Here is a 13,335-nt window from a genome sequence, read left to right as displayed (position 1 = left end):
GTCGCACCCCCTGCGCGTGCTGCACAGGGCCTGCGGTCAGTTTCCACGGTAACGGTTCCCGTGCAGTCCCGGGGCCGTACGTGCCTGAAAATGCCCCTTCCGGAGTCCGCCATGCACATCCCGACCGCAGCACCGGTGCCTGCAAAGCCGTTGCCGATCTATCGCCAGCTGTACTTCCAGGTGATCGTGGCGATCGTCCTGGGCGCCATCCTCGGCCACTACGAACCGTTGATCGGCGAGAAGATGAAGCCGCTCGGCGATGCCTTCATCAACCTGGTGAAGATGATCATCGCACCGGTGATCTTCCTGACCATCGTCACCGGCATCGCCGGCATGACCCACCTGCGCACGGTGGGCCGCGTATTCGCCAAGGCGATGGCGTACTTCCTGTTCTTCTCCACGCTGGCGCTGATCGTCGGCATGATCGTGGCGCACGTGGTGCAGCCCGGCGCCGGCATGAACATCAACCCGGCCGAGCTGGACCAGACCGCGGTGCACAGCTACGTCGAGAAGTCGCATGACCTGACCCTGGTCGGCTTCCTGATGGACATCATCCCGAAGACGCTGCTCAGCGCGTTCGTCGATGGCAACATCCTGCAGGTGCTGTTCGTGGCCGTGCTGTTCGGCATCGCACTGGCATCGGTGGGCGAGAAGGGCAAGTCGATCGTGAACTTCCTGGAGGCGCTGGTCGCCCCGGTGTTCAAGCTGGTCCACATCCTGATGAAGGCCGCGCCGATCGGTGCCTTCGGCGCAATCGCCTTCACCATCGGCAAGTACGGCGTCGGCTCGCTGATCAACCTGGCCTGGCTGGTGGGTTCGTTCTACCTCACCGCCTTCCTGTTCGTGGCGGTCATCCTGGGCCTGGTCTGCCGCCTGTGCGGCTTCTCGGTGTTCAAGCTGGCGCGCTACCTGAAGGCCGAACTGCTGCTGGTGCTGGGCACCTCCTCGTCGGAGTCGGCGCTGCCGTCGCTGATGGAGAAGATGGAACGCGCCGGCTGCAGCAAGTCGGTGGTGGGCCTGGTGGTCCCGACCGGCTACTCGTTCAACCTGGACGGCACCAACATCTACATGACCCTGGCGGCGCTGTTCATCGCCCAGGCCACCAACACCGAACTGACCCTGGGCCATCAGATTGCCCTGCTGCTGGTCGCCATGCTCAGCTCCAAGGGCGCGGCCGGCGTCACCGGCGCCGGCTTCATCACCCTGGCCGCCACCCTGGCCGTGGTGCCGGAGGTGCCGGTGGCCGGCATGGCGCTGATCCTGGGCGTGGACCGCTTCATGAGCGAATGCCGCTCGCTGACCAACTTCATCGGCAATGCCGTGGCCACGGTGGTGGTCTCGCGCTGGGAGGGGGCGCTGGACCGCAACCGCCTGAAGCTGGCGCTGGACGGCCGCGAAAGCGAACTGCCGCCGCTGATCGATGCCGTGCCCGAGGCGCTGCCGGCCAGGGGCTGATCCAGGTGTGTGGTACCGCGGGGCCGATCACGACAGTGGTACGGCCCCGCGGCGTTTCAAGGCGTCCCATGGCTGTCATGGGACGCACCGAAGCTGGTGTCGCGGTACCGTCGCATACGGCACGGAATTGTGCGGTCGCAGCATGCCTGCGACAGGATAGCGACAGGTCCAGACGCTCCAACGGGGGTATCATCCCCTGTCCCTTCTGCCCATTCATGTAACCCACATCGATGTCCAACGAAGATTTCAAACAGGCCGCCCTCGATTACCACCGGATGTCCCCGCCGGGAAAGATCAAGGTTTCCGCTACCAAGCCCATGCTGACCCAGCGCGACCTGTCGCTGGCGTATTCGCCGGGCGTGGCGTACGCCTGTGAAGCGATCAAGGCCGACCCGCAGCAGGCCAGCGAGCTGACCGCCCGCGGCAACCTGGTGGCGGTGATCTCCAACGGCACCGCGGTGCTGGGCCTGGGCAACATCGGCGCGCTGGCCGGCAAGCCGGTGATGGAAGGCAAGGGTGTGCTGTTCCAGAAGTTCGCCGGCATCGATGTGTTCGACATCGAGGTGGATGAAACCGATCCGGACAAGCTGGTCGACATCATCGCCTCGCTGGAGCCGACCTTCGGCGGCATCAACCTGGAAGACATCAAGGCACCGGAATGCTTCGTGGTCGAGCGCAAGCTGCGCGAGCGCATGAAGATCCCGGTGTTCCATGACGACCAGCACGGCACGGCGATCATCGTCGGCGCAGCGGTGCTCAACGCCATGGCGATCACCGGCAAGAAGATCGAGGAAGTGAAGCTGGCGACCACGGGCATGGGCGCAGCTGGCATTTCCTGCGTGAACATGCTGGTGCAGCTGGGCCTGAAGCCGGAGAACATCCTGGCCTTCGACCGCGAGGGCGTGATCCACACCGGTCGTACCGACCTGGACCCGGAAAAGCAGCGCTATGCGCGCGACACCGACAAGCGCACCCTGGCCGAGATCGTCGACGGCGCGGACATCTTCCTGGGCCTGTCGGCGCCGGGCATCCTGACTGCCGACATGGTCAAGACCATGGCGCCGGATCCGGTGATCTTCGCGCTGGCCAACCCGACCCCGGAAATCATGCCGGAACTGGCGCGCGCCGCCCGTCCGGACGCGATCATCGGCACTGGCCGTTCGGACTACCCGAACCAGGTCAACAATGTGCTGTGCTTCCCGTACCTGTTCCGTGGTGCGCTGGACGTGGGCGCGACCGCGATCAACGAGGAAATGAAGATCGCCTGCGTGCGCGCAATTGCGGCGCTGGCGCGTCGTGCGGCCACCGACATGGGTTCGGCCTATGGCGGCGAGACCCCGAGCTTCGGTCGTGAATACCTGATCCCGCGCCCGTTCGACCGCCGCCTGCTGGTGGAGCTGTCGGCCGCCGTGGCCCAGGCCGCGATGGACTCGGGCGTGGCCTCGCGCCCGATCGACGACATGGGCGCTTACCGCGACAAGCTGGCCCAGTTCGTCTACCGCACCAGCCTGATGATGAAGCCGGTCTACGACCGCGCGCGCAGCGACAAGCAGCGCGTTGTGTATGCCGAGGGCGAAGAGGAAGTGGTGCTGCAGGCGGTGCAGAACGTGGTCGATGACGGCCTGGCGCACCCGATCCTGATCGGCCGCCCGGAAGTGATCGAGTCGCGCATCGAGCGCCTCGGCCTGCGCCTGAAGATCGGCGAGAACGTTGAAGTCACCAACATCAACGACGACCCGCGCTTCAACGAGTACTGGCAGTACTACCACGGCCTGACCGGCCGTCGTGGCGTGACCGTGGCCGCGGCGAAGAACCTGATGCGTTCGCGCCCGACCCTGATCGCGGCGGTGATGGTGGCCCGTGGCGAAGCCGATGCGATGCTGACCGGCATCGTCGGCCGCTTCCACAAGAAGCTGGGTTACGTGCGCAGCGTGCTGCCGCTGGAGCCGAAGGTCACCTCGACTTCGGCGATGACCGGCGTGATCAACCAGCAGGGCGTGTTCTTCTTCGTCGACACCCATGTGCAGGAAGACCCGACGGCCGAGCAGCTGTGCGAAGCGACCCTGCAGGCCGCCTACCGCATGAAGCTGTTCGGCATCGAGCCGAAGGTGGCGCTGCTGTCGCACTCCAACTTCGGCAGCCACGATTCCAAGGACGCGCTGAAAATGCGCCAGGTGCGCGAGCTGCTGCTCAAGCGCAACCCGCGTCTGAACGTGGACGGCGAAATGCAGGGCGACACCGCGTGGGACGAAGCGCTGCGCCAGAAGCTGCTGCCGGGCTCGACCCTGCAGGGCCGTGCCAACCTGTTCGTGCTGCCGAACCTGGAAGCGGCCAACATCGCCTACAACCTGGTGCGTGTGTTCACCGACGGCGTGGCGATCGGCCCGATCCTGATGGGCGTGAACAAGCCGGTGCATATCCTGACCACCAGCGCGACCTCGCGCAGGATCCTGAACATGACCGCCATTGCGGCGGTGGATGCGCAGATCCGCAAGCAGCTGGAAGCGGAAAAGAAGGCGTAAGCCTTCTTTCCGCTTCCAGCTGCAGAAGCGCGCCCCCCCGGGGCGCGTTTCTGTTTCCGCAAAGCGGAAACGGGTAGTGCCGGCCGCTGGCCGGCAACCGCAATCATGTCCACCGCCACTGCAGCCGGCCAGCGGCCGGCTCTACCGCCCGCCGGCCTGTGCCACACGCGCTACGCCGCCCGGTCATGTCCCTGCAACGCCTTTGCGGCCCAATACGCCCACGCGGCCCGGCCGTGGGAAGGGACCGGACCGGCCTTCCCACCCTGGGCCCGACCAACTTTTCATGGGCGAGGGTGTCATGCGCAATCGAGTGACGCGGCGGTACTTCCAGCAGCTGTTCGCGCTCTACGCCGGCTTCGTGCGGTCGCGCTGAGGCGTAGAAGGCAGCGAGGTAGAGTCGACCGTTGGTCGACTATCGCGCGAAGCGCGGGGTTTTCGGTGGCTGAATCAAGGGCAGTCGACTAACAGTCGACTCTACCCAGTCGCCCCGATATCCAGTCGACCACCCAGTCAGTGCCGCTTGCCGCGCCGTGCCGGCGCCGGCGGCGGTGCGTCCGAACGCGGCTTGGCGTACTGCGCCCACAACGCCGGCAGTGCCTTGCCGGTGTGCTTCTGCCACAGCGCCGGTGCATAGCGGCCGTCGCGCAGGGCCTTGTCCAGTGCCAGCACCAGGCCCGGGTGTTCGGCGTCGGCCCACTTCAGGAACGCACCGGTGACACGGTAGCCGCTGTCGACGTTCTGCCCCTTCTCGACCTTGCCGGGCAGTGCCCAACCGGCCGCGGCATTGTCCATGCCGTAGCGGTCGCGTGCGTAGTCGGCGATGCCTTCCACCAGCCAGCCCGGCACCCGTGCATCGCCATAGCCGGGATACCCCTGCACGATGTGCATCGCCTCATGGGTGACCAGGTCGACGTCGTTCGGGTGTTGCGCCAGCCAACCCGGATTGATGGTGATCGTCGCTGCCTGGTCCTTGTCGCCGACGAAGGCGATGCCGGTGTAGGCCGGATCGATCACGATGCGCACCATTGACGGCGCAGCGGGATGGAAGTCCGCACGTTCGCGCAGGTACGCGAAGAAGAACGTATCGATCACCCGCTTGCGCTGCGGTGCGGCCAGGGCGCCACGGGCGTCCTGGTAGTTCAGCGTCACGCCGTCGCGGGTCAGCTGCGTATCGAACGCCTGGGTCTGGCCGAAGCTTGAGAAGGACAGGGCAACAAGGGCCAGAGGCAGTAGACGGAAGCGCATGCAGCTCATTGTACGGTGCCGGCCGCCAGCAGTTCGATCTCCGCCAGCGGCAGCCGTGCCGGTGCCGCCAGGCGCAGGCGGTACTCGCTGTAACGACCGGGTTTGGCGATGCGGAACGGACGGGTCTGGCGGGCGGATTCGAAGTCTTCGCCGCTGCGCTGGTCGAGCACGGCCCAGCTGCCGCCGCCGTTGCGCGCCTCCAGCGTCCACTCACCGCCCTGGATGCGGCCGTCACCGCTGGTCAGCGTGTACATCGTCGGGGTGCCCTCGGCCAGGCCGGTCAGCGCGATGGTTGCACTGGCGCCCAGACCCACCGTGGTGCCGGCATCGTCATCGACCAGCGCGGGCAGGGCACGGCCATCGGCCAGCGTCGCCTTCGCGCCGCTGCCGAGCAGGTCGTGCAGCAGCTGCGGGTGCTGGCCGCGCGCGGTCAACGAGCGCGGCACATCGTCCACGCCGCTGCCCCAGCGCGAGGGGCGGGGTCCCATCACGAAGTCGAGGGTCGCGCCCTTGGCGATCAGGTCGTGCGGCACCCAGGTCTTCGTCCACGGCGTACCGTTGATCTTCAGCGACTGCACGTAGACGTTCTCACGCGAGTTGTTGGCCGCGTTCACGGTCAGCACCGCGCCACCCTGCAGCTCCACCCGTGCATGCTCGAATGCCGGCGAGCCGATCACGTACTCCGGGGCGCCCATGCGCAGCGGGTACAGGCCCAGCGAGGCCAGTACGTACCATGCCGAGGTTTCACCGTTGTCCTCATCGCCCGGGTAGCCCTGGCCGATCTCGCTGCCGACGTACAACCGCGACAGGATCTCGCGCACGTGCTGCTGGGTCTTCCACGGCTGCCCGGCGTACAGGTACATCCACGGGATGTGGTGCGCCGGCTGGTTGCTGTGCGCATACATGCCCATGCGCACGTCGCGCGCTTCGGTCATCTCGTGGATGGTGCCGCCGTACGAGCCGGCCAGTGCCGGGTCCGCGGTTTCAGGTGTCGCGAAGAAGGTATCCAGCTTCGCCGCCAGCTTTTCGCGGCCGCCATACAACGCGGCCAGGCCTTCGCCATCGTGGGCGGCGGTGAAGGCGAAGGTCCAGCCATTGGATTCGGTGTAGTCGTGGCCCCACACGCGCGGATCGTAGGCCTTTGCGTCCACGCGCCAGCGACCATCGGCCTTGCGGCCCTGGAAGAAGCCTGCCGCCGGATCGAACATCGTCGCGTAACTGGCGGCGCGATGGCGGAAGTAGTCGGCCTCGGTGCTGTAGCGCTCGCGTGCGGCGGGCGCGGTCGCGCGCTTGGCCAGGGCATCGGCCATGTTGGCGATGCCAAAGTCATTGAGTGCGCCTTCCATCGTCCACGACATGCCTTCGTGCACGTCGGCACTGGCATAGCCGCGGAAGGTCGAACGGTTCATGCCCTTGCGGCCGACATGGCGGTCCGGCGGCACCACGGTCGCGTTCTTCAGCGCGGCGGCATAGGCCTCGGCCGGATCGAAACCGCCGACGCCCTTCAGCCATGCATCGGCGAAGGCCACATCGGAGCTGGTGCCGACCATCAGATCAGCGTAGCCCGGCGATGACCAGCGTGCGATCCAGCCGCCGGCGCGGTACTGCTCGATGAAGCCCTGCACCAGCTGCCCGGCATCGTCGGGCGTGAACAGCGCATAGGCCGGCCAGGTGGTGCGGAAGGTGTCCCAGAAGCCGTTGTTGACGAATACCTTGCCGTCGCGCACGGCGGCATAGCTGCGGGTCGCGCTGCCCTCGGTGTTGTCATCGCTGGCGCTGGCCTGGTTGGCGTAGCGCCACTCCGGTGCGGCGGCGCTGCCCACGTTCTCATGGCCGGAATTGGGGTACAGGAACAGCCGGTACAGGCTGGAATACAGCGTGGTCTTCTGGTCGTCGCTGGCATCGCCGATGTCGAAACGGGCCAGGCGCGCATCCCATGCATCCTGCGCACGGCCGGCCACGCTTTCCAGCGTATCGGTTGCGGCCATTTCCAGGGCCAGGTTGTGCCGTGCCTGCTCCACCGAGATCAGCGAGGTGGCGATGCGCATGGTCACCCGCCGGTCGCTGCCGGCATCGAATTTGATGTAACCGGTCGGTCGGCCGGTGTTGAGGCGCCCACTGCTGCGCCACGGCCTGTCGAAGCTGGCCACCACGTACATGCGACTGGCGCCGTTGGACAGGCCGCTGCGCGTATCGGTGTAGCCGGACAGTGTCTGCGTGGCAGCGTCCAGGGTCAGGCCACCGCGTGCATCGACATTGTCGAACAGCAGGTTGGCGTCGCCGCCCTCGGGGAACTCGAAGCGGAACAGCGCGGCATGATCGGTCGGCGCGATGGCGGCCGCGATGCCGTTGTCGAAGCGCACGTCGTAGCGATACGGGCGCGCGCTTTCATGGCTGCGCTCGAACGACAGCGCGCGCTTGCGACGGTCGGCCTCCGGCACGCCACGGCTGGCCGAGGGCATCACCTGGAAGGTCTGGCGGTCGCCCATCCACGGGCTGGGCTGATGGCTCAGCGCAAGCGCCTGCAGCTGCGGGTGGTTCTGTGCGTCGTTCTGTTCGTTCCAGCGGTACAGCCAGTTCAGTGCGCCAGCATCGGTCACCGGGGTCCAGAAGTTGAATCCGTGCGGTACCGCGGTGGCCGGGAAATTGTTGCCGCGCGAGAAGGTGCCGTTGGCCTGGGTGCCACGGGTGGTCAGCACCCAGTCGGAGACGCGCGCTGGCTGCTGACGTGGCACTGTGTCCAGGCGCACGTCATCGATCCAGCCCGAGACCGGTGCACCGTCGGCACTGGCCACGTCCAGTTCGATCGCCAGCACGCGGCGGCCCTTCAGCGCGGGCACGTCGCCCAGCCGCACCGCCTTGCGCGCCCACTGCTGCGGATACAGCGTCTTCGAATCGCCCTGCGCGCGCGCACCGATGGCCACGCCATGCTGGTCGCGTGCAGCGCTGGCCGAAACGCGGCTGCCATCGTCCAGCAGCAGGTCCAGTGACACATAGGTCGAGGCCACGGTGTCCTTGCCGACGATCTCCGGCAGCACCAGCCACGACAGGGTGGTATCGGCCTCGATCGGCAGGTCGGTCTTGAACAGCTCGCGTCGCGCGCTGCCGCCTTCGCTGCCGTAGCGCAGTGCATGCAGGCCGCTGTAGCCCGCATTGCGCTTGGCGGCGTAAGGCGCCGCAGGGCCGTTGCCGATCGTGACCTGCAGTGCGCCTGCGGCCGGTGCCGGAGCCGGCTGGCCCGGTTCGAACGAGGTCTGCAGTCCCTGTGCCAGCACCGGCATCGCGGTAGTCGCACAGGCCAGGGCCAGGGCGAGCGGAAGCAGGGCGCGGCGTGGATCGGACAGGGTCATGCAGGGGTCTCCCGGAAGGGCAGGCGGCGGGCAGAACCCGCATCGGCGGACACCACGGACAGCATCGCTCCGCCCGCCGGGATGGCAGTGGAAGAAGCGATACCGGTCCGGTGGGGGCGGGCCATGCGATCGGGTCGGATTGGAGTGGGCCGGTTTACGACCTGGCCCGATCCTGCAACAGCCGTGGCAACCTGACAAGTGCCATTTAGTTCGATCCAAATGCAGGAAATATCGTTGTCGGCGGATTTTCGGCGTGAACCTGCAGGATCGATCGGGAATTTCCGCCGGCACCCCGTCCCGAGGTGGCATGCAAGGCCGCAGGGAATCGGCCCGGTACGCGCAAAGACCCGTTGCGGCGCAATGTCGGGGCGGCCCAGATGCTAGAATCACAGGCCTCGCAACCCGTTCATCGACATCCGCCATGAGCCATACCGCCACTGCGCCCGCCAACGCCGAGAAGCGCTACACCGTGCACCGCAGCGATCTGCCGCTGAGCTGCCCGACCCCGGAAATGGCGCTGTGGAACTCGCATCCGCGCGTGTACCTGCCGATCGAAGACGAGCCCAACGGCGAAGCGCAGTGCCCGTACTGCGGTTCCGTGTTCGTGCTGGCCGACTAAGCGGCCGCCCCTTCGATGCGCCGATTGACCGTGGTGCAGTTGCTGCCGGCGCTGCACTCCGGCGGTGTCGAGCGCTCGACGCTGGAAATTGCTGCGGCCCTGGTCGCTGCCGGCCATCGTGCGCTGGTGGTCTCCGCCGGTGGCCGCCTGGTGCAGCCGCTGCTCGATAGCGGTGCCGAGCACCTCACCCTTGATATCGGCCGCAAATCGCTGCTGACCCTGCGCCACCTGCCGACCCTGCGCCGCCTGTTCGCTGAAGTTGGCGCCGACATCGTGCATGCCCGTTCGCGGCTGCCGGCCTGGCTGGGCCTGTACGCGATCCGCGCGATGCCTGCCGCACAGCGCCCGCATTGGGTGACCACCGTGCACGGGTTGAACTCGCCCAGCCGCTACAGCGCGGTGATGACCAGCGGTGAACGCGTGATCTGCGTGTCCAACACCGTGCGCGACTACGTGCAGCGGCACTACCCGTCGGTTCCCGAAGCGAGGCTGCAGGTGATTCCGCGCGGCGTCGATGTCGCACAGTTTCCCCGCGTGGCCCGCGCCGACCGTCGGCCACGACTGGCGCTGGCAGCCGATTACCCGTGGCTGGCGCAGGTTGAGGGCCCGCTGCTGCTGCTGCCGGGGCGTGGCACCCGGCTGAAGGGGCATGCTCATGCGCTGCAGTTGCTGGCGGATGTACGCGCGGCCGGTGTGCCGGCACAGCTGTGGATGCTGGGCACCGATGAACCCGGCCGTGAAGCCTACGTGGCCGACCTGCGCCGGCAGGCGGCTGCTTTGGGCGTGACCGACGTCGTGCAGATCAGCACGCCGACCGCGCGCATCGCCCAGGCCTATGCGGCCAGCGATCTGGTGCTGCAGCTGTCGGACAAGCCCGAAGCGTTCGGCCGCACCGTGGTCGAAGCGTTGTCGGTCGGTCGCCCGGTACTGGGCTGGGACCATGGCGGCGTCGGCGAACTGCTGCAGCAGCTGCAGCCGGCCGGCGCCGTGCCGCTGGGCGATGCACGGGCGCTGGGTGAACGTGCGCTGGCCCTGCTGGCGCAGCCGCCGTCCTTGCCGAGCCGCATCCCGTTTACCCTGCAGGCCATGCAGCGCGACACCCTCCGCCTCTATGCCGACCTCGCCGGCTGACCCCGCAACCCTCGTGCGCGAGGACCGCGCCGGGCGCTGGGCGCCCTGGTGGGTGCTGGCGTACGTGGCGCTGTGGCCGTTGCCGGGCATCGCTGAAACCGTGCTGGGTCTTGGTGCGCTCTATGCCGCGGTGCGCATGATCATGCGCCGCCTGCAGCGCCGCCCGCACCTGCTGACACCCGCCGCGTGGGCGCTGACCTCGATCCTGTTCCTCGGTTACTGGCTGCCGCAGGCGTTCTCCGCCTTCGATGCGATCGATCCGGCGGCGTCGTGGACCAAGGCGGCCGCCGGCCTGCGCTACCTGCCCTTCATGTGGCTGGTGGCGATCGCGGTGGCCACGCCGCAGCGGCGCCACCTGATCTTCGGTGGCCTGGCGCTGATCACCGCGCTGTGGACGTTGGATGCGCTGGTGCAGTCGGTGGCGGGTACCAGCCCGTGGTTCTGGTCGCTGCAGCAGCTGAAGCTCGCCGTCAGCGGCCATGCGCTGTGCCCGGCCGAGGAAGCCGCGCTGGCCGACCGCCTCAGTGGCGCGCTCGGGCCGTGCAACCTCAAGTTCGGCCAGGTGCTGGCCAGCCTCTCGCCGTTCCTGCTGCTCCCCGCCGCACGCCGCTTCGGTACGCCGGGCTGGCTGCTCGCCGGCGCGGCGCTGGCCATCGTGCTGCTGCTGGCCGGTTCGCGCGCGTCGTGGATCACCTTCGCGGTGATCGTGGCCTACAGCGGCGTGCGCCAGCTCGGCTGGAAGCGCCTGGGCCTGCTGGCGGTGGTTGGCCTGCTGGCCGCGGCGGCACTGACCGCCGGCGTGCCGCAGCTGCGCGAGCGCGTGGCGCGCACCGCGATGGCCTGGGACGGCGGCACCGAGGGCGTCGACCAGGCGCTGTCCGGGCGCGGGCGCATCTGGAGTGCGGCCGGTTGCATGATTGCCGGGCACCCGATCAACGGCGTGGGCGCACGCGGCTTCCGCGATGCGTACCCGCAGTGCGTCGGTGACGATGGGCCCGCGGTGTGGGGCGCCGAACCGGCGCTGCACGCACACCAGATCGTGCTGGAAATCCTCGCCGAAACCGGCGTGCTGGGCCTGCTGCTGTGGCTGGCCGCCGTCGCCCAGGCGTGGCGCGCCTGGCGTTTCGCACCGCCCGCGGCCCGTGACCGCGCGCGCCCTGCGATGCTGGCGCTGGCCGCTACCGTGTTCCCGCTCAACACCCACCTTGCGTTCTATTCCGCATTCTGGGGTGGGGTGACCGTGCTGCTGGCCGCGTTGTTCGTCGGCACCTTGCTGGCCCGCGAACCGGACGACGCACCGAAAGCGGTGTGATCGTCCATCCACGCATGGCGTGGCTCTACTCCACGTACCGAACAAACGTCCCCATGGTGGATCCACGCCATGGCGTGCATGGGGCGGTCACCGAACGAACGTCGCCGTAGTAGATCCACGCCATGCGTGGATGGGGCTTTACCGACGCAAACACGCGCCAACCTCCACTAGCCGTGCCTCCGTGTGTATCGCACGCTGAGGCCATGGCCAGCCCAAGACTCCGCTACGGTCGTTACTCCTGCACCGGTAACGTCTATTCATTGACTACGGTAACCATCGATCGTGAACCCTTCTTTGCCGATGCTTCCAACGTAGCGATTCTGGTTGAGGCACTGCGCTTCGTAGAGCGCAAGGGGGTGAGCCACAGCTTCACCTGGGTGGTGATGCCCGACCATCTGCACTGGTTGATGGAATTGCGCGGGGGAACCCTGGCCGAGTGCATGGCCCTGCTCAAATCACGCAGCAGCCGGCTGCTGAATCGGCGATTGGAGCGGCGAGGGTCGCTGTGGCAGCACGGTTACCACGATCACGCCGTACGCAGCGATGAATCCCTTCACGAGAAGGCGATGTACATCCTGGCCAATCCGGTCCGTGCGGGCTTGGCGTGCGTGATGGGGGAGTACCCGTACGCCTGGTGCCGCTGGCCGTTGTGAATCCCGGCACGGAATCGAAGAGCATCCACGCATGGCGTGGATCTACTTCAGAATGCCCCACGTCATTGAATCCACGCCATGCGTGGATGAAGCCATCCCTCCCACCGCTACTTGTAGAAATCGCTCCGGCCGCCGGGCTGGCGCTTGAACCGCCGATGGATCCACAGGTACTGGTCCGGGGCTTCGCGCACCATTTCTTCGATGGCCTGGTTGACCCGCGTGGTATCGGTTTCCACATCCTCGCTGGGGAAATTCTCCAGCGGTGCGCCGATCTTCAGGAAGTACTTCCCGCCCTCGCGGCGGTGGAAGTACGGAATCACCGCGCAGCCGGTCATCCGCGCCAGCTGGTGGGTGGCGGTAATGGTGGATGCGGTATGGCCGAAGAACGGCACGAACACGGTGTCCTTGCCACGCATGTCCTGATCCGGCGCATACCAGAGGAAGCCGCCCTTCTTCAGGTGGCGCACGGTCGCGCGGATGTCCTCGTTGGCGAACATCGCCTTGGCATAACGCAGGCGGCCAAACTTCACCGCCCATTCGTACACCGGGTTCTTGTGCTTGCGGTACATGCCCGACAGGTCAACGTAGTCGCACAGCAGGCGGCCGCACATCTCCAGCGTCATGAAGTGGCCGGAGACCAGCAGCACGCCGCGGCCTTCGGCCTGCATCTGCCGCAGATGCTCGAGGCCTTCGATCTTCACCTGCGGGCGGATGCGGTCGATGCTGCCCCACCAGGCGCGGATGCACTCGAGCACGCCCACGCCCAGCGCGTCGAAGCTGTCGCGCACCAGGCGCTGGCGCCAGGCTTCGTCCTTCTCCGGGAAGCACAGCTGCAGGTTGACCTCGGCGGCGCGACGGCGGCTGCCGAGCAGGCGCCAGCTGATCCAGCCGACGCCCCGGCCGAGCGCACGCTGCAGCATCCACGGCAGGCGGGCGATGGCGAAGGCGCCGAGCATGGCGGCGAACATCGGCCAGTTGCGGGGATCGCGCAGCGACGGGCGGACGGCGGTGGTGGCATCTGACATGGCGCCATTCTACCAACCCGGCT

The 13,335-nt window shown here is 67.4% G+C and carries 9 protein-coding genes; 6 read left to right on the top strand and 3 right to left on the bottom strand.

The window, feature by feature from the left end; genetic code table 11:
- Window positions 1–111 precede the first annotated feature (111 nt).
- Complete coding sequence (locus AC5O77_RS14905; protein WP_494506933.1) at window positions 112–1,455, top strand: dicarboxylate/amino acid:cation symporter; 1,344 nt, start codon at window positions 112–114, stop codon at window positions 1,453–1,455.
- A gap of 230 nt (window positions 1,456–1,685) precedes the next feature.
- Window positions 1,686–3,977 carry an NADP-dependent malic enzyme gene (locus AC5O77_RS14900; protein ID WP_032129106.1) on the top strand — a complete coding sequence of 764 codons (2,292 nt, stop codon included), beginning with the start codon at window positions 1,686–1,688 and terminating at the stop codon, window positions 3,975–3,977.
- A 510-nt stretch (window positions 3,978–4,487) separates the two neighbouring features.
- On the opposite strand, the gene AC5O77_RS14895 is transcribed toward AC5O77_RS14900, so the two are convergent.
- Entirely contained in the window at window positions 4,488–5,231 is a 744-nt protein-coding gene (locus tag AC5O77_RS14895; RefSeq protein WP_494506932.1) for a basic secretory protein-like protein, read from the bottom strand.
- The gene (locus tag AC5O77_RS14890; protein ID WP_494506931.1) at window positions 5,228–8,572 is read right to left on the bottom strand and encodes a GH92 family glycosyl hydrolase; all 3,345 of its coding nucleotides are present in this window, start codon (window positions 8,570–8,572) and stop codon (window positions 5,228–5,230) included. Before AC5O77_RS14890 ends, AC5O77_RS14895 begins: the two co-directional genes overlap by 4 nt.
- Before the next feature lie 421 nt (window positions 8,573–8,993).
- Between AC5O77_RS14890 and AC5O77_RS14885 the strand changes: the two genes are divergently transcribed.
- The 4 genes from AC5O77_RS14885 to AC5O77_RS14870 all read left to right on the top strand — a co-directional run bounded on the left by AC5O77_RS14885 (window position 8,994) and on the right by AC5O77_RS14870 (window position 12,287).
- Complete coding sequence (locus AC5O77_RS14885) at window positions 8,994–9,191, top strand: zinc-finger domain-containing protein (RefSeq protein ID WP_005410967.1); 198 nt, start codon at window positions 8,994–8,996, stop codon at window positions 9,189–9,191.
- Between the two features lie 15 nt (window positions 9,192–9,206).
- Entirely contained in the window at window positions 9,207–10,322 is a 1,116-nt protein-coding gene (locus AC5O77_RS14880; RefSeq protein ID WP_494506930.1) for a glycosyltransferase, read from the top strand.
- On the top strand, window positions 10,303–11,634 hold the full coding sequence (locus AC5O77_RS14875; RefSeq protein ID WP_329914454.1) for an O-antigen ligase family protein: 1,332 nt from the start codon (window positions 10,303–10,305) through the stop codon (window positions 11,632–11,634). The genes AC5O77_RS14880 and AC5O77_RS14875 overlap by 20 nt, the downstream gene beginning before the upstream one ends.
- Window positions 11,635–11,837: 203 nt before the next feature.
- Window positions 11,838–12,287: an REP-associated tyrosine transposase gene (locus tag AC5O77_RS14870; RefSeq protein WP_494506929.1), complete on the top strand. Its 450-nt coding sequence runs from the start codon at window positions 11,838–11,840 to the stop codon at window positions 12,285–12,287.
- Window positions 12,288–12,394: 107 nt separating this feature from the next.
- On the opposite strand, the gene AC5O77_RS14865 is transcribed toward AC5O77_RS14870, so the two are convergent.
- Window positions 12,395–13,312 carry an LpxL/LpxP family Kdo(2)-lipid IV(A) lauroyl/palmitoleoyl acyltransferase gene (locus tag AC5O77_RS14865; protein ID WP_494506928.1) on the bottom strand — a complete coding sequence of 306 codons (918 nt, stop codon included), beginning with the start codon at window positions 13,310–13,312 and terminating at the stop codon, window positions 12,395–12,397.
- Window positions 13,313–13,335 lie beyond the last annotated feature (23 nt).

The sequence above is a fragment of the Stenotrophomonas sp. INTA L402-1 genome (assembly GCF_059295135.1).
The sequence above is the reverse complement of the archived record's forward strand: the minus strand, read 5'-3'. Positions and strand labels throughout refer to the sequence as shown.